14 protein-coding genes are annotated in these 15,964 nt (G+C 74.4%); 3 read left to right on the forward strand and 11 right to left on the reverse strand.

Features of this window, described 5'->3' with window-relative positions; all coding sequences use genetic code 11:
- Window positions 1-59: 59 nt before the first annotated feature.
- The 5 genes from CP984_RS10120 to miaA all read right to left on the reverse strand — a co-directional run bounded on the left by CP984_RS10120 (window position 60) and on the right by miaA (window position 6,971).
- Window positions 60-1,748, reverse strand: a complete 1,689-nt coding sequence (locus CP984_RS10120) for a M1 family metallopeptidase (protein WP_078575256.1) — start codon at window positions 1,746-1,748, stop codon at window positions 60-62.
- 178 nt (window positions 1,749-1,926) lie between these two features.
- A complete protein-coding gene (locus CP984_RS10125) occupies window positions 1,927-4,239 on the reverse strand; it encodes a RelA/SpoT family protein (RefSeq protein WP_030184778.1) in 2,313 nt (770 codons plus the stop codon).
- Between the two features lie 141 nt (window positions 4,240-4,380).
- A complete protein-coding gene (dapF, locus tag CP984_RS10130) occupies window positions 4,381-5,322 on the reverse strand; it encodes a diaminopimelate epimerase (protein WP_003986652.1) in 942 nt (313 codons plus the stop codon).
- A gap of 65 nt (window positions 5,323-5,387) precedes the next feature.
- Window positions 5,388-5,924, reverse strand: a complete 537-nt coding sequence (locus CP984_RS10135; RefSeq protein WP_030184773.1) for a hypothetical protein — start codon at window positions 5,922-5,924, stop codon at window positions 5,388-5,390.
- A gap of 108 nt (window positions 5,925-6,032) precedes the next feature.
- Window positions 6,033-6,971 carry a tRNA (adenosine(37)-N6)-dimethylallyltransferase MiaA gene (gene miaA, locus CP984_RS10140; RefSeq protein ID WP_030184770.1) on the reverse strand — a complete coding sequence of 313 codons (939 nt, stop codon included), beginning with the start codon at window positions 6,969-6,971 and terminating at the stop codon, window positions 6,033-6,035.
- Window positions 6,972-7,155: 184 nt separating this feature from the next.
- Here miaA and CP984_RS10145 point away from each other — a divergent pair, with 184 nt between their 5' ends.
- Together CP984_RS10145 and CP984_RS10150 are read left to right on the forward strand one after the other, a co-directional pair.
- Window positions 7,156-7,434, forward strand: a complete 279-nt coding sequence (locus CP984_RS10145; RefSeq protein WP_030184767.1) for a hypothetical protein — start codon at window positions 7,156-7,158, stop codon at window positions 7,432-7,434.
- Between the two features lie 26 nt (window positions 7,435-7,460).
- Window positions 7,461-7,721, forward strand: coding sequence for an antitoxin (locus CP984_RS10150; protein ID WP_003986656.1), 261 nt, complete (start codon window positions 7,461-7,463; stop codon window positions 7,719-7,721).
- 198 nt (window positions 7,722-7,919) lie between these two features.
- Here the strand turns inward: CP984_RS10150 and CP984_RS10155 are convergent, their stop codons facing one another.
- Both CP984_RS10155 and miaB read right to left on the reverse strand, forming a co-directional pair.
- On the reverse strand, window positions 7,920-8,630 hold the full coding sequence (locus CP984_RS10155) for a class III extradiol dioxygenase subunit B-like domain-containing protein (protein WP_003986657.1): 711 nt from the start codon (window positions 8,628-8,630) through the stop codon (window positions 7,920-7,922).
- 149 nt (window positions 8,631-8,779) lie between these two features.
- Window positions 8,780-10,264 carry a tRNA (N6-isopentenyl adenosine(37)-C2)-methylthiotransferase MiaB gene (gene miaB, locus CP984_RS10160; RefSeq protein WP_030184765.1) on the reverse strand — a complete coding sequence of 495 codons (1,485 nt, stop codon included), beginning with the start codon at window positions 10,262-10,264 and terminating at the stop codon, window positions 8,780-8,782.
- Window positions 10,265-10,341: 77 nt separating this feature from the next.
- Here miaB and CP984_RS10165 point away from each other — a divergent pair, with 77 nt between their 5' ends.
- Window positions 10,342-11,340 carry a TAXI family TRAP transporter solute-binding subunit gene (locus tag CP984_RS10165; protein WP_003986659.1) on the forward strand — a complete coding sequence of 333 codons (999 nt, stop codon included), beginning with the start codon at window positions 10,342-10,344 and terminating at the stop codon, window positions 11,338-11,340.
- 316 nt (window positions 11,341-11,656) lie between these two features.
- On the opposite strand, the gene CP984_RS10170 is transcribed toward CP984_RS10165, so the two are convergent.
- The 4 genes from CP984_RS10170 to CP984_RS10185 form a co-directional block, all read right to left on the reverse strand.
- On the reverse strand, window positions 11,657-13,099 hold the full coding sequence (locus tag CP984_RS10170; RefSeq protein ID WP_226048637.1) for a DEAD/DEAH box helicase: 1,443 nt from the start codon (window positions 13,097-13,099) through the stop codon (window positions 11,657-11,659).
- A 158-nt stretch (window positions 13,100-13,257) separates the two neighbouring features.
- Window positions 13,258-13,461: a cold-shock protein gene (locus tag CP984_RS10175; RefSeq protein ID WP_003986671.1), complete on the reverse strand. Its 204-nt coding sequence runs from the start codon at window positions 13,459-13,461 to the stop codon at window positions 13,258-13,260.
- 220 nt (window positions 13,462-13,681) lie between these two features.
- Window positions 13,682-15,091, reverse strand: coding sequence for a sensor histidine kinase (locus CP984_RS10180; RefSeq protein WP_003986670.1), 1,410 nt, complete (start codon window positions 15,089-15,091; stop codon window positions 13,682-13,684).
- A gap of 18 nt (window positions 15,092-15,109) precedes the next feature.
- Complete coding sequence (locus tag CP984_RS10185; RefSeq protein WP_003986669.1) at window positions 15,110-15,850, reverse strand: response regulator transcription factor; 741 nt, start codon at window positions 15,848-15,850, stop codon at window positions 15,110-15,112.
- Between the last annotated feature and the right edge of the window lie 114 nt (window positions 15,851-15,964).

Genomic DNA, 15,964 nt, shown 5'->3' on the forward strand with positions numbered 1-15,964 from the left:
GAAGATTCCCGGCCGCCCCGTCGTCGGCCAGACGATGGTCGCATGGCCGGTGGAAGCCGTCACGCGGGTTTTCCGTGCGCGGCCGCGGGCCGCGTCTTCGCGGGCTTGGCGGCGGGCTGCCGCGCGGGCGGGTGCGGGGTCTGGTAGGTGCTCTTCCAGTCCGGGTGGCCCGGCATGGGCGGGGTCTTGGTGTCGTACAGCCAGCTGTGGAAGAAGCCGGTGAGGTCCTGGCCCGAGGTACGGGAGGCCAGCGCGACGAAGTCGGCGGTGCCCGCGACGCCGTCCCGGTGCCGGGTCACCCAGGCGCGTTCCAGCCGGTCGAACGCGGCGTGCCCGATCTTGGCGCGCAGCGCGTACAGGACGAGCGCGCTGCCGTCGTACATCACGGGCCGGAAGATGCCGGTCTTGTTGCCGGGGGCCGGCGGCTTGGGCGCGCCGGGCGGGCCGCCCTCGCGCCGCAGCCGGTCCGAGACGCTGTAGGCGCGGCGCGTGCGCTCGTCCATGGACCTCTTGGCGTGTTCGTGCGCGTACAGCTCCTCGTACCAGGTGGCGTGCGACTCGTTGAGCCAGGCGTCCGACCAGGTGCGCGGGGAGACGCTGTCGCCGAACCACTGGTGCGCCAGCTCGTGCACCATGATCGCTTCGATGTACCAGCGGGGGTACCGGCCGCCCGTGAACAGCCGCTCCTCGAAGAGGGACAGGGTCTGGGTCTCCAGCTCGAAGCCGGTCTCGGCCTGCGCGAGCAGCACGCCGTACGCCTCGAAGGGGTAGCGGCCGACCTTCTTCTCCATCCAGGAGAGCTGGCCGGGTGTCTTGGCCAGCCACGGTTCCAGGCGCTTGCGGTCCGCGGCCGGTACGACGTCGCGCAGCGGCAGGCCGTGCGGACCGGTGCGGCGGACGACCGCGGAACGCCCGATGGACACCTGCGCGACCTCGGTGGCCACGGGGTGCGCGGAGCGGTAGACCCAGGTGGTGGCGGGGACCGCCCGGGCCTGCCCGGCGCCGTGTCCGGCCCGCTTCCCGCCCGCGTCCGGCACGGTCCGTACGGTGGCCGGATAGCGCCCCACCGGCAGCCCGCCGGCGACGACCGTCAGGCCCTTGGGCGCGGTGACGCGGAAGGTGTAGAGGGCCTTGTCCGACGGGTGGTCGTTGCTCGGGAAGATCCGGTGCGCGGCGTCGACCTGGTTGGCCATGACCAGCCCGTCCTTCGTCCGCAGCCAGCCGTCCTCGCGGCCGCCCTTGCCGCCCTCGCGGGGGCGCGGGTCGCTGGTGTGCCGCACGACGATGCGCAGCGGGGTGCCGCGGCGTACGGCCTGGCGGGGCGTGACGATCAGGTCCTCGCCGCGCGTGACATGGGCCGCGCGCCGGCCGTTGACCTCGACCGAGCGGACGGTGCCGTGCGCGAAGTCGAGGTTGACGCGCTCCAGGCGGGCGGTGGCGCGGGCGGTGATCTTCGTGACGGCGTCCAGCGGCCGGTCGTTGCGGCCGGGGTAGGTCAGGGCGATGTCGTACGCGCGCACGTCGTAGCCGGGGTTGCCGAGGTGCGGGTAGAGCCGGTCGCCGACGCCGAGCGGCGCGGCGTCCGGGAGTCCCGCGGCGACCAGGGAGGCCGCGGCGAGCAGGCCGAGCGCTGCCCGGCGGCGGGCGGCCCCCGGGTGGGGGCGGGTCGGGGCGCCTCCGGGACCCTGGCCGGGGGCGGAGGCGGGTCCGCCGGGGCCGGGGGCGGGGTGGTACGAGGAAAGCGGCATGACCCACCGCTATCAGCGCGGGGCTCCGGCCCGTGGCCGACGCGGCAGTACGGCACCCGAACGAGGGTGGGCCGTACGTCCGTCGAGGCCGGAGGGGAACGGGTGTGCCGGGCCCGCGCGCAGGTGGGTGCCTCGGAAACGCGCCGTCATCGTCGCCCGCGCGCCGGAGCGGGCGCCCTCAGGAACGCGCCGTCATCGTCGCCCGCGCGCGGCCCGCCCGCAGCACGTCGAAGACGCCCGGCACCTGCCGCATCGCCCGCATCAGGGACGGCAGCTTGGCCGCGTCCGGCAGGTGGAGGGTGTACGTGTGGCGCACCCGCTGTTCGCGGGGCGGCTCCACGGCCGCGGCCACCACGGCGGCCCCCTCGGCGGCGATGGCCTCCGTGAGGTCGGCGAGCAGGTGCGGCCGGGTGAACGCCTCGGCGAGGAGGGTGACCCGGCAGCCCTGCGCGCGGTTGCCCGCGCCGCGCCAGCGGGCGCCGACCGGCTTCCGCCCGGAGGCGGCCATCCGGGCCACCACGGGGCACAGCACGCGGTGCACGGTCACGATGCCGCCCCGTACGGCGAAGCCGGTGACGTGGTCGGGCGGCACGGGGGTGCAGCAGCCCGCCAGCCGTACGTTCGCGCCGGGGAGGTCGGTGGACAGTCCGGCGGTGTCCGTCCCCCCGGGGCGGTCGGGCGTCTCGGCCGCGCCGGTGCCCCGCGCGCAACCGGCGCCACTCGGCGCGCCCGCCCCTACCGCGCTCTCGCCCGCCCCCGATTCCGCCCCCGGGTGGGCGGCCAGCCAGCGGGAGATGGCGAGCCGGGCGGCCGGCGTACGGGTGTGGTCGAGCCAGTCGGGCGAGGGGCCGGCGGCGGAGTCCGGGGCCATGAGCAGGTGCAGGCTGTCGCCGTCGCACAGGACCGTGGAGAGGGTTGCGAGGCGGCCGTTGACGCGCGCGCCGATGCAACTGTGCGCCCCTTCGCCGTAGAGCGCGTACGCGGCGTCCACACAGCTCGCGCCGGCGGGCAGGCCGACGGTGGCGGTGCCGTCCGCGCCCGTACGGGAGGCAGCCCGGCCCGACGGGCCGCCGTCGCCGAAGCCCCCTTCCGCACAGAAGACCGTGATCTCCCGGTCCTGGGCGAGGTCGGCGCGCAGCGAGGTCCAGAACGTGTCCGGGTCGGGGGTGGCGCGCTGCCACTCCAGGAGGCGGCACAGCCAGCCGGGCTGGGTCGGGTCCACCCGCTCACCGTCCTCCCCGTCCCCCCCGTCGCCGTCGGCGTCCGCGGCCGGACGCTCGGCAGCGGGCTCGGAGCCGTCAGCGGGGGCGTACGGGTTGCCCAGCGCGACCACCCCGGCCTCGGCGACGCGGTGCATGCGGTGCGTACGGATGAGCGTTTCCGCAATGGCGCCGTCCTCGTCGGTGACGGCCGTGTGCAGCGACTGGTAGAGGTTGAACTTCGGCGCGGCGATGAAGTCCTTGAACTCCGAGATCACCGGCGTGAAGCAGGTGTGGAGCTCGCCGAGGACCGCGTAGCAGTCGGCGTCCTCGGCGACCAGCACCAGCAGGCGGCCGAGGTCGGTGCCGGTGACCGTGCCGCGCGCCAGGCGCACGCGGTGCACGGAGACCAAGTGCCGGGGGCGCACGAGCACTTCGGCGTCGATGTCGGCCTCGTCCAGGAGGGCGCGCACCCGCTCGGCGATCGCGGCGAGGGGGTCCGGGCGGGCCGCGTGGGCGTGCACGAGGGCGCGGGTGGTGGCGTACTCCTCCGGATGCAGGATCGCGAAGACCAAGTCCTCCAGCTCGCTCTTGAGCGCCTGCACGCCCAGCCGTTCGGCCAGCGGGATGAGCACATCGCGGGTGACCTTGGCGATCCTGACCTGCTTCTCGGGGCGCATCACGCCGAGGGTGCGCATGTTGTGCAGCCGGTCGGCCAGTTTGATGGACATCACGCGCACGTCGTTGCCGGTGGCGACCAGCATCTTGCGGAAGGTCTCGGGCTCGGCGGCGGCGCCGTAGTCGACCTTCTCCAGCTTGGTCACGCCGTCGACCAGATAGCAGACCTCCTTGCCGAACTCCGCGCCGACCTGATCGAGCGTCACATCCGTGTCCTCGACGGTGTCGTGGAGCAGGGAGGCGGTCAAGGTCGTGGTCTCGGCGCCCAGTTCGGCCAGGATCAGGGTCACCGCGAGCGGGTGGGTGATGTACGGCTCCCCGCTCTTGCGCAACTGGCCGCGGTGCGAGGACTCGGCGAGTGCGTAGGCCCTGCTGAGGGTGTCCAGGTCGGCGTCAGGGTGGTGGGTCCGGTGCACCTTGGCGACGTGCTCCAGGGCGTCCGGCAGGCCGTCGCGGGGGGCCGGTCCCAGGAGCGCGGCCCGGCCGATACGGCGCAGGCCGCGCAGCTCCAGACGGGGGCGGCCGCGTTTGCGGTGCGAGACCTCGCCCAGGTCGGGCGGACCGGCCTGGACCGGCGCGACGGGATTACCAGGATTCGTGGCCTCTGCGCTCATGGGCACCTCCGGCGGCGTCGACCGGCGGTCGGGCGCCCGCAGTCGGTCGCCCCGGGCCGGTGCTTGATGCTACCGAGCCCATCACGCAGCGCTGTCCCGCTCTCGCCCAGCGTGAACCGGATCACCCATTCGAGCGAAGTCTCAGTCGAGGGCCGTGACCAGCCACGCAGGATCCAGCGTGCCGTGCGCGACGATCACCGCGGGGCCGGTCATCTCGACCGTGCCGTCCGGCAGCTCGGTGATGGACAGGCTGCCGCCGGGCAGGTCGACCCGGTACGTGACGGGGCTGCCGGTGGCCGCGGGGTCGATGCCGTCCCGGCGGGCGGCGGCGACCGCGACGGCGCAGGCACCGGTGCCGCAGGAGCGGGTCTCGCCGGCGCCGCGCTCGTGGACCCGCATCGCGACGTGGCGCGGGCCGCGGTCGGCGACGAACTCGATGTTCACGCCGTCGGGGTAGACGGCTGCTGGGCTGAACGGCGGGACGCCGTACAGGTCCCCGGCGTGGTCGAGGTCCTCGACGAAGGCGACGGCGTGGGGATTGCCCATGTTCACGTTGCGGGCGGGCCAGCTGCGGTCGCCGACCGTGACCGTCACGCCGTCCGGGAGCAGGGCGGCGCGGCCCATGGAGACCGTGACGTCGCCGTCCTCGGCCAGCCGGACCCGCTTCACGCCGGCCCGGGTGGCGATGGCGAACTCGCCCGCGCCGACGAGACCGGCGTGCTGGAGGTAGCGGGCGAAGACGCGGATGCCGTTGCCGCACATCTCGGCCACGGAGCCGTCGCCGTTGCGGTAGTCCATGAACCACTCGGCCTCGGCGGCCTGGGCGCGGGCCGCGGGGTCGGCGGCGGAGCGCACCACGCGCAGCAGGCCGTCGCCGCCGACGCCGGCCCGGCGGTCGCAGATCCGCGCCACCGCGTCGGCGGACAGCTCCAGGACGCCGTCCGGGTCGGGGACGATCACGAAGTCGTTCTCCGTGCCGTGGCCCTTGAGGAAGGCGATGCCGCGGCCGGGACCGCCCGCGGCGGGCGGCGCGGTGTCCACTGCGGTCCCCGTGGCCTGGGCGGTTGCCTGTGCGTTGGTCATGTCTGCATCGTACGGCGCGGCAGTGACAGCCGGCTTCCCGGCCCCGGCCGGGCACGGGCACCGGGTCAGTGCAGCCGGGCGACCCGCCATACGGCCAGCAGGGCGAGGACCGCGACGACCGCGGCGTACGCCAGGACGACCCGCCAGTCCGGGCGGCGGCCGGAGCCGCGCGCGGGCAGGCCGGGCCAGGTGTGGCCGACCCGGCGGGCGGCCATCATGCCCCAGCCGGCGGCGCAGCCGAACAGCAGCAGGCCGAGCATGGAGATCACCGCGCCGCCGTCGCCGCCGAACTCGAAGGCGAGCGGGAAGGCGAACATCAGCGAGCCGAGGATGGCGAGGCCCACGATGGGCGCGAGCTGCCAGATGCGCAGCCGGCGCGGCGGGCGCAGTTCACGGAAGGACTCGCCGCCCTCCACGGCCTGCTCGGGGCCGTCCGAGCCGTCCAGGGACGCCGGCCCCGCCGGTTCGCCCAGCGGCTCCGGGGCGGCCCCGTCGGGGCCGAAGGGCACGGGTCCATCGTGGGTCGGCGACTTTGTCGCGTCCCGCTGTCCGTCGCCCCGACCGTCCGGTTGCTGCGGTCTGTTGCGAGGGCCGGCCTCCATCGCCACGCGCCCTCCCCACTGCTGACTGCACGCCTCGATCGAAGGTCGATGATGACACGCTCCCGGGGGCCCGGATGACGGGCGGAGCGTCCCGATGCCATGACGTGATCAGGCTGTGACCGGGGGCGCGACCAACGCCAGCGCCCGTTCCGGGAGTTCCGCGCGGTCCGCGGCGGCACCGCTGAGCCAGTGGACCCGGGGGTCCCGGCGGAACCAGGAGTCCTGGCGGCGTGCGAAGCGCTTGGTGGCCCGGACCGTCTCGTTCCGCGCTTCCTGCTCCGTGCACTCCCCCGCGAGCTGGGCGAGCACCTGCTGGTAGCCGAGGGCGCGGGAGGCGGTACGGCCCTCGCGCAGCCCCTCGCCCTCCAGCCGCCGCACCTCGTCCACCAGACCCTCGTCCCACATCCGGTCCACCCGGCGGGCGATGCGCTCGTCCAGCTCGGGGCGGGCCACGTCGACGCCGATCTGGACGGTGTCGTAGACCGCCTCGTGCCCCGGGAGGTTGGCGGTGAAGGGGCGGCCGGTGATCTCGATGACCTCCAGGGCGCGCACGATGCGGCGCCCGTTGCTCGCCAGGATGGCGCGGGCGGCCTCGGGGTCCGCGGCGGCGAGCCGGGCGTGCAGGGCGCCGCTGCCCTGCTCGGCGAGCTCGGCCTCCAGGCGGGCGCGCACCTCGGGGTCGGTGCCGGGGAAGTCGAGGGCGTCGATGGCGCCGCGTACGTACAGACCGGAGCCGCCGACGAGGACGGGCGTACGGCCCTCGGCGAGCAGCCGGTCGATCTCGGCGCGGGCCAGCCGCTGGTACTCGGCGACGTTCGCGGCGCGGGTGACGTCCCAGATGTCCAGGAGGTGGTGCGGGACGCCCTGGCGCTCGGGCACCGTCAGCTTGGCGGTGCCGATGTCCATTCCGCGGTAGAGCTGCATGGAGTCGGCGTTGACGACCTCGCCGCCGAGGTGCCGGGCGAGGGCTACGCCCAGATCGGACTTTCCGGCCGCGGTGGGACCGACGACGGCGATGACCCGGGGTGCGGGAACTGCGGTGTTCACCGGCCCAGTCTCGCAAACCCGTGGGCCTGATCTCGAACGAGCGACGTGACGGCTCGCCTCCGTGTTCGTTGCCTGATGCGAGGTTCCGGCCGCCGGTTCACGGACCGGAGCCCGCGGGCGGCGCAATGGGACGCTCCGGGCGCCCCGGGATTTCGCCCGCACGAGTAACGTATGGAGTGAGGATATGGGCGTGTTTTCACGGTTTCGTCGCCGTAAGGACGAAGCGTCGACGGAGGAGGCCGCCGCCGCGACAGTGACGGCGGAGGCACCGGAGGGTGACGAGTCGGCGGACCGCTCCGCCGAGGCCGCCGCGCAGGCGGAGCAGGACGGGGCGGGCGCGGACGCGACGCCTTCCGCCGAGGAGGCCGGTGAGGCCGCTGCCGCCGAGGGTGTCGAGATCCCCAAGCAGCAGTCGGCCGAGGCGGCCGCCGACAGCGAGGCCGGGGAAGGCGCCCGCAAGTAGGACGCGGTACGCAAGGAAGGTGGCCCATGGGTCTGCTGGACAACCTCAAGGCCAAGCTCGGTCCGCTCAAGGACCGGGCCGGTGATCTCGCGCAGCAGCACGGGGACCGGATCGAGCAGGGCCTCGACAAGGCCGCACGGGCGGTCGACGAGAGGACCAAGGGCAAGTACAGCCGTCAGATCGGGACCGGCGCCGGCAAGGCGAAGGACGCCCTCGGCCGGCTGGCCGAGGAATCCCGCCGGTCCGACGGCAGCGGCGGCCCCGGCCCGCGGGGCCAGATCTCCTGAGGCGACCGGGGGAACCTGGGCCGGACGGCCCGCACGGCGCACGACGGCCGCGGAGCGACGCGCTCCGCGGCCGTCGACGTGTCACCGGGCGCCCGCGCTCGCAGCCGCGCCCCACGACGCTCCTGTACGCCCTGCGGCCGAGCCGTTCCTACGATCCAGCCGAGCCGCCCTCGCACCCCGACCGAGCCGCCTCTACGACTACGACCAGGCCGCCACGAAATACCCCACGCCGTACGGAGCCTCCTCGCGCAGCAGCTCGCCGCGCAGCCCGGCGCCCTCCGCTGCGCCGGCCAGGACCTGCCAGCAGACCCGTCCGGACGCCTTCAGCTCGCTCGCCAGCTCCGCGTCCAGCCCGGCCAGGGCCTCGGTGTCCGCAGCCCCCAGAGCGCGCGCCACGGCCGCGTCGAAGTCCTCGGCCCGTTCGTCGTAGTAGCCCGGAGCCTTCACCGTCCGGCAAGCGCTGCCGTCGCCCATGACCAGCAGGGCGACCCGCTTCGCCGACGCCGCGATCTCCCGGCCGACCTGCGCGCAGCGGTCGGCCGCCAGCGGCTCGCCGACGCCCAGTCCCTCGACCGGCGCGTCCGCCCAGTCCGTACGGGCCAGCAGCCAGGCGCCGACCGACAGCGACGGCGGCAGCGGCCGCTCCGGGGGCGTCTCGGAGGCGCCCAGGCTCACGTCCAGGTCCACGCCGAAGCCGCGGAAGGAGCCCACCGCGCCCTGCCCGTGCGGCCCGCGGCCCGCCTGTTCGGCGGGGCCGACGACGACCAGCCGGTCCGGCCGGGCCGCGGCGAGCACACCGACCGCGTCGAGCGCGGCGGCCCGCAGGCCGTCCAGCTCGGGTGCGGCTCCGGAGGCGACTTCCGGGACGAGGACCGGCGGGCACGGGCAGACGGCGGCGGCGACAAGCATGGCTGGAACCCTAGCAAGGCGGCCGTACGGGGCCCGGCAGCTCGCGCCGGGCACGCGCGCACGGGGCCGCCGTCCGGTCAGCCCCGTAGCGCCGCAGTCGCCGCCCTGCCCGGTGCGTCAGTCGGCAGTCGCCGCCCCGCCCCGGTCCGTCAGTCGCAGCCGCAGCCCGCGGCCGGAGCCGGGCTCGGTGCGGGGGCGCCGATCGTCGGCAGGCCCAGCATGACGCCCGCCGGCTTGGCGGCCGGGGCGGCGTTGCGCTTCTCCCAGGCGTCGCCCGCGCGCGTACGGCGGACGGCCTGCACGGGGCCCTCGGCGAGCAGGTGGTGCGGGGCGGCGTAGGTGATCTCGACGGTCACCATGTCGCCGGGGCGCACCGGCTCCTCGGGGCGGGTGAAGTGCACCAGGCGGTTGTCGGGCGCGCGGCCGGACAGGCGGCGGGTGGCGTCGTCCTTGCGGCCCTCGCCCTCGGCGACCATGACCTCCAGGGTGCGGCCGACCTGCTTCTTGTTCTCCTCCCAGGAGATCTCCTCCTGGAGGGCGACCAGCCGCTCGTAGCGCGCCTGGACGACCTCCTTGGGGATCTGTCCTTCCATCTCGGCGGCCGGGGTGCCCGGGCGCTTGGAGTACTGGAAGGTGAACGCCTGCGCGAAGCGGGACTCGCGGACCGTGTGCAGGGTCTGCTCGAAGTCCTCCTCGGTCTCGCCGGGGAAGCCGACGATGATGTCCGTGGAGATGGCGGCGTCCGGCATCGCGGCGCGCACCTTCTCGATGATGCCGAGGAAGCGCTCCTGGCGGTACGAGCGGCGCATCGCCTTCAGGACGGTGTCCGAGCCGGACTGCAGCGGCATGTGCAGCTGCGGCATCACGTTCGGCGTCTCGGCCATGGCGGCGATCACGTCGTCGGTGAAGTCGCGGGGGTGCGGCGAGGTGAAGCGGACCCGCTCCAGGCCCTCGATCTTCCCGCAGGCGCGCAGCAGCTTGCTGAACGCCTCGCGGTCGCCGATGTCGGAGCCGTAGGCGTTGACGTTCTGGCCGAGCAGGGTGATCTCGGAGACGCCCTCGTCGACCAGCGCCTCGATCTCGGCGAGGATGTCGCCGGGGCGGCGGTCCTTCTCCTTGCCGCGCAGGGCGGGCACGATGCAGAAGGTGCAGGTGTTGTTGCAGCCGACCGAGATGGAGACCCACGCCGCGTAGGCGCTCTCGCGGCGGGTGGGCAGGGTGGAGGGGAACGCCTCCAGCGACTCGGCGATCTCGACCTGGGCCTCTTCCTGGACGCGGGCGCGCTCCAGGAGGACCGGCAGCTTGCCGATGTTGTGCGTCCCGAAGACCACGTCGACCCAGGGGGCCTTCTTGACGATGGTGTCGCGGTCCTTCTGGGCCAGGCAGCCGCCGACGGCGATCTGCATGCCCGGCCGCGCGGCCTTCTTGGGCGCGAGCTGGCCGAGGTTGCCGTAGAGCCGGTTGTCGGCGTTCTCCCGCACCGCGCAGGTGTTGAAGACGACGACATCGGCCCCTTCGGCGTCCTTGGGCGCAGGGACGTATCCGGCGTCCTCCAGCAGGCCCGACAGCCGCTCGGAGTCGTGGACGTTCATCTGGCACCCGTAGGTGCGCACCTCGTATGTCTTCGCACTCATCTCAATCGACCAGGGTACGTGTTCCCACCGGCACCTCGCCCCTCCCGTTCCGGGTACGGGACTGGCAGGATCCCGCCATGGTTTCCGTACTCCCCCGTTCCGGCGGCCGCCGGGCGCTGCTCGCGGCCGCCGCCGCGCTGGCCGCGCTCGGCCTGCTGCTGTGGTGGCTGCTGCCGCTGGGCGGCCCGCCCGCGCCGTCCGGGCAGGTGACGCTGTCCACCGGCGTGCGGTCCGGGGTGTACGCGCGGTACGGCGAGTTGCTCAAGCAGGATCTGGGCCGGGACCTGCCGCAGGTCGACGTACGGCTGATGAACAGCGCGGGGTCACTGGACAATCTGAACCAACTGGCGAAAGGCCACGCCCAGTTCACGATCGCCACCGCGGACGCGGTGGCCGAGCAGCAGCGCCGCGATCCGCGCGCGGCGGCCCGGCTGCGGGCCTGCGCGCGGCTGTACGACGACTACATCGCGCTGGTGGTCCCGGCCGGCTCCCCCGTCGGCTCCGCCAGGGACCTCGAAGGACTGCGGGTCGGTGTGGGCGGGGACGGCTCCGGCGTCCAGCTGGTCACCCGGCATCTGCTGAAGGCGGCCGGGCTGGATTTCGACCATGACATCGAGGCGGTGCGGGTCGGCATCGACCGGATGCCGAAGCTTCTGGAGGAGAAGGAACTGGACGCCTTCTTCTGGTCGGGCGGGCTGCCGACCTCGGCCGTGCAGCAGGTGGCCCGGCGGATGCCGGTACGGCTCGTCCAGCTCGGCGACCTCGTCCCGGCGCTGCACCGGCAGGGCGAGGCATCCCGCCACTACCGGGCGGCCGTGATGCCGGCCGACGCCTACCCGCAGGTGCAGAACGGCCAGGCGATCAGGACGGTCGCGGTCGCGAACCTGCTGGTGACCACGGACCGCGAGGATCCGGTCATGGTCGAGGCGATCACCCGCACCGTCATACGGAGCCGGGACCGGATCGGCACCGAGGTGCACGCCGCACAGAAGGTGGACCTGCGCACCGCGGTGTTCACCGATCCGCTGCCGCTGCACGAGGGGGCGCGGAGGTACTACGTGTCGGAGAAGCCGTAGGGGGGCGGTGCGGGGTGCGTAGGGACGCCGCAGAGGCTGGGGAGGCCCGGCGGCGGGCGTGTACGGACTCCGCAGAGCCCGTGGAGGTCCGACGGCGGGCGCATACGGACGCCGCAGAGCCCGTGGAGGTCCGACAGCGGGCGCATACGGACGCCGCAGAGCCCGTGGACGGCGCCGGGCGCGTACGGGACACGGGAGAGGCCCCGCGCCAGGCGCATACGGACACGGAAGAGGCCCCGCGCCAAGCGCGTACAGGCACCGGAGTAGCCGTACGGCGCGGGGCGCACACGGACGACCGTGTGCGCCCCGGCGCCCGTCACGCCTGGGGCGACCGCGGCGTGCGCGGGCCCTTCGGGGAGCGGGCGGGGCGCCGGGCCGGGCGGGCGCCGTTCGCGGTGCCCGTGGCGCCGCCCGCCGCACCCCCGGAGCCGCTCCGGCGCGGACGCCGTCGCCGGCCACCGCCGCCACTGCCACCCGCGGGCTTCGGCCGCTCCTGCTGCGCGGGCACGTCGAGGACCACCGGCTGCCCGGACGGCGCCTGCGCGCCCGTGATGCGTATCAGTTCGCCGTCGCCCGGCCGGACCCGCGCCGTACCGGGACTGATCTTCGCGCGCGCCATCAGCCGGCTCATGTCCCGGCGCTGGCCGGGCGTGACCAGGGTGACCACGGTGCCGGACTCGCCGGCCCGCGCGGTGCGGCCGCCGCGGTGCAGGTAGTCCTTGGCCTCGGTCGGCGGGTCGACGTTGACCACGAGGTCGAGGCCGTCGATGTGGATGCCGCGGGCGGCGACGTTGGTGGCGATCAGCGCGGTGGCCCGGCCGGTGCGGAACTGCTCCAGGGTGCGGGTGCGCTGCGGCTGGGACTTGCCGCCGTGCAGCGCCGCGGCCCGTACGCCCTGGGCCAGCAGGTGCTTGGTCAGCCGGTCGGCGCCGCGCTTGGTGTCCACGAACATGATCACGCGGCCGTCGCGGGCGGCGATCTCGGTCGCGGTGGCCCGCTTGTCGGTGTCGTCCACGTACAGGACGTGGTGCTCCATGGTGGTGACCGTCGCGGCGGACGGGTCCACGGAGTGGGTGACGGGGTCGGTCAGGAACCGGCGGACGAGCTTGTCGACATTGCGGTCCAGCGTCGCGGAGAACAGCATCCGCTGGCCGTCCGGGTCGACCTTCTCCATCAGGCGGGTGACCTGCGGCAAAAAGCCCATGTCGGTCATCTGGTCGGCCTCGTCCAGGACCGTGATGGCGACCTGACCGAGGGTGCAGGCGCGGCGGTCCAGCAGGTCGGCGAGCCGGCCCGGGGTGGCGACCAGGATCTCGGCGCCCTTGCGCAGGGCCGCGATCTGGCGGTTGATCGAGGTGCCGCCGACGACCGTGGTGGTGCGCAGGCCCACCGCCGCCGCGTACGGGGCGAGCGCGTCGGTGACCTGGGTGGCCAGTTCGCGGGTGGGCACGAGCACCAGCGCCAGCGGGCTCTTGCTCTCGGCGCGGCGCCCGGCCGTACGGCTGAGCATGGCCAGCCCGAAGGCGAGGGTCTTGCCGGAGCCGGTCCGGCCGCGGCCGAGGACGTCCTGGCCCGCGAGGGTGGCGGGCAGCGTCGCGGCCTGGATGGGGAACGGCTCGGTGACGCCCTGCGCGCGCAGCGCGGTCTGGAGGGCCGGTGCCAGCGGCAGCTCGTCGAAGGAGACGGCGGGCGGCTGGGGTGACGTCTGCGCGGACGTCCTGGGTGCGGCGCTCTGTCGCGGTGCGGTCGCTCGGGTCACTGAAAGCCCTTCTGTGGCGGGGAGGGTGCCGTGCGGTCCTCGGACCGCGGGTATGGGAGTTGCGCCCGCGGGTCGCAGGCCGGCGGCGCGTACGGACGCGTACGCATACGGACGGGGCCCGCACCGGCCGGTGCGGGCCCCGTCCGCGGACGCGCGCGTCAGGCGGGGATGATGTTCTCCGCCTGCGGGCCCTTCGGGCCCTGGGTCACGTCGAAGTTGACCTTCTGGCCTTCCAGGAGCTCACGGAAGCCCTGGGCCTGGATGTTCGAGTAGTGGGCGAAGACGTCGGGGCCGCCGCCGTCCTGCTCGATGAAGCCGAAGCCCTTTTCCGCGTTGAACCACTTCACGGTGCCGGTGGCCATGTTTTTCTCCTTCTGCAAACCGGAGACCGCACTGCGCGGCCTCCCTGTCGCCGAGATGATCGCCACACACCGGAGGAAGGTCCGGAAAACAAGGAACGCCCGGGGCTTCAGCCACCGGGCGCGCACAAAGTTCATGGGTACCACAACTGCAACGCCGTCAACGGTAACACAGGTCCACACCGGCGGCCGGTGGCGCGGGGACGGCGCCCGGTGCGGGCGGTCAGGGAGCGGTGCGCGGCACCTCCACGGTCACCCGCAGCCCGTGCGGCCGGTGGGGCGCGAAGGAGAGGGTGGCGCCCCCGGCGGCCAGCAGCGCGCGGGTGATCGACAGGCCCAGGCCGGACCCGGAGACGTTCTGGTGGCGTCCGCTGCGCCAGAAGCGGTCGCCGATACGGGCCAGTTCGTCCTCGGTGAGGCCGGGCCCGTGGTCGCGGACGGTGATCCGTACGCGTTCGCCGTCCGGCGCCGCGCCGACGGTGACCCGCTCCCCGGCGGGCGTGAACTTCAGGGCGTTGTCGACCAGCGCGTCCAGGGCGCTGGAGAGGGCGACCGGGTCCGCCCAGCCCGTGACGGCCCGCTGCCCCTCGTAGGACAGCAGCACCCCCTTGTCGTCGGCCAGCGGGCGCCAGGAGTCGACGCGTTCGGCGGCGAGCGCGGCGACGTCGGTGAGCTGGAGGTCGGCGGCGGCGTGTTCGGCGAGCGCCAGGTCCAGCAGGTCGTCCAGGACCCGGGCCAGGCGCCTGCCCTCCGTACGGACCGAGGCGATCTCCTCGTTGCCCTCGGGGAGTTCCAGGGCGAGCAGCTCGATGCGCAGCAGCAGCGCGGAGAGCGGGTTGCGCAGCTGGTGGGAGGCGTCGGCGACGAAGGCGCGCTGCTGTTCCAGCACGACTTCGACGTTGTCGGCCATCTCGTTGAACGAACGGGCCAGGCGGCGCAGTTCCGGCGGCCCGGAGGCGGGGGCGACCCGGGAGTTCATCCGGCCGGTCGCGATGTCGTGGCTCACCGCGTCCAGGATGCGCACGGGGCGCAGCACCCAGCCGGTGAGCCGGAAGGCGGCGGCCACCGCGACGAGCATGGCCAGGAACTCTCCGGCCACGATCAGCAGCCACCCGTGCAGGATGCGGGAGCGCATCTGCCCGGTGGGCGAGTCGGTGACGACCACGGCCACCACGTCGCCGTCCCGGATGACGGGCGAGGCGACGGGGATGCGACCGCCGTCGTCCCAGGGCCAGATCTGGCGGGGGTCGTGGCTGCGGCGGCCCGCCAGCGCCTCGCTGAAGGCCCGCGCGCCCTCCCCCTCTGCCGGTACGCGCCAGTCGGCGGGCGCCGCCGCCATGGGCGTCCCGTCGCGGAAGAAGACGCCCGCGCGGATGCCGTACAGCTCGTGGTAGCGCCGCAGCTCGGCGCCGAGGGTGGACTGCCGCTCATCCTCGTCGGGGGTCTCGCGGCCGGTGCCGGGCCGGGTGGTGACGTACTGCGCCAGGGAGGCGAAGCGCGCGGCGTCGTCGATCCGGTCGACGACCACCCGCTGCTGTTCGACGGTGGCGGTGATGCCGGCGAGCGGGAAGCCGAGCGCGAGCAGCACGCCGGCCAGCAGGATGATCAGGAGCGGGAGGAGTCGGGTGCGCACGGTGCGGTGCCGGGGTCGTCAGGAGGCCGGGCCGGCCGGTGCCACGGCGGCGGGCGGCGTAACGAGCCGGTAGCCGACGCCGCGCACCGTCTCGATCAGCGCGGGCATGCCCAGCTTCGCTCGCAGCGAGGCGACGTGCACCTCCAGCGTCCGGCCGGTCCCCTCCCAGCTGGTGCGCCACACCTCGCTGATGATCTGCTCCCGCCGGAAGACCACGCCGGGCCGCTGCGCGAGCAGGGCGAGCAGGTCGAACTCCTTACGGGTGAGCGGCACGGCGGCGCCGCCCACGGCCACCTGGCGGGTGGGCAGTTCGATGGTGACGGCGCCCAGCCGCAGCGCCTCGCGCGGCGCGTCCTCCTCGGCGGGCGGCTCACCGCCCGGGGGCGGCGCGGAGGGGCGGCGCCGGCTGACGGCGTGAATACGGGCGAGCAGTTCACCGGTGTCGTACGGCTTGACCACGTAGTCGTCGGCGCCGAGGTTCAAACCGTGGATGCGCGACCGTACGTCGGCGCGCGCGGTCACCATGATCACCGGGGTGCTGCCGAGCCGCCGGATCCGGCCACAGACCTCGAAGCCGTCCTGGTCGGGCAGGCCGAGGTCGAGCAGGACCACCCCGAAGGGCTCCCGGTCGCCGGGGAGCAGGGACTGCAGCGCCTCCTCGCCGCTGCGCGCATGGGTGACGTCGAAGCCGTGCCGGGACAGCACGGCGGACAGGGCGGCGGCGACATGGTCGTCGTCCTCCACGAGCAGCAGCCGCACCGGCCCCCTCCTCACGCTGTCCGCCCGGCCGCGCATATCTGGACGCGCGGGTGCATAGGTGTACGTCCGCACGCGGGCGCGTACGGGGTCGGCCGCCCGCGGGGCGGCCAAAAG

It is taken from the genome of Streptomyces rimosus, from assembly GCF_008704655.1.
In the GTDB taxonomy this organism is placed as follows: Bacteria; Actinomycetota; Actinomycetes; order Streptomycetales; family Streptomycetaceae; genus Streptomyces; species Streptomyces rimosus.

Excerpts from the sequence above, each read along its gene's own strand:
- CP984_RS10120 (WP_078575256.1), bottom strand. The coding sequence starts at position 1,748 with ATGCCGCTTTCCTCGTACCACCCCGCCCCCGGCCCCGGCGGACCCGCC.
- CP984_RS10125 (WP_030184778.1), bottom strand. The coding sequence starts at position 4,239 with ATGAGCGCAGAGGCCACGAATCCTGGTAATCCCGTCGCGCCGGTCCAG.
- dapF (WP_003986652.1), bottom strand. The coding sequence starts at position 5,322 with ATGACCAACGCACAGGCAACCGCCCAGGCCACGGGGACCGCAGTGGAC.
- CP984_RS10135 (WP_030184773.1), bottom strand. The coding sequence starts at position 5,924 with ATGGAGGCCGGCCCTCGCAACAGACCGCAGCAACCGGACGGTCGGGGC.
- CP984_RS10145 (WP_030184767.1), top strand. The coding sequence starts at position 7,156 with ATGGGCGTGTTTTCACGGTTTCGTCGCCGTAAGGACGAAGCGTCGACG.
- CP984_RS10150 (WP_003986656.1), top strand. The coding sequence starts at position 7,461 with ATGGGTCTGCTGGACAACCTCAAGGCCAAGCTCGGTCCGCTCAAGGAC.
- CP984_RS10155 (WP_003986657.1), bottom strand. The coding sequence starts at position 8,630 with ATGCTTGTCGCCGCCGCCGTCTGCCCGTGCCCGCCGGTCCTCGTCCCG.
- miaB (WP_030184765.1), bottom strand. The coding sequence starts at position 10,264 with ATGAGTGCGAAGACATACGAGGTGCGCACCTACGGGTGCCAGATGAAC.
- CP984_RS10165 (WP_003986659.1), top strand. The coding sequence starts at position 10,342 with ATGGTTTCCGTACTCCCCCGTTCCGGCGGCCGCCGGGCGCTGCTCGCG.
- CP984_RS10175 (WP_003986671.1), bottom strand. The coding sequence starts at position 13,461 with ATGGCCACCGGCACCGTGAAGTGGTTCAACGCGGAAAAGGGCTTCGGC.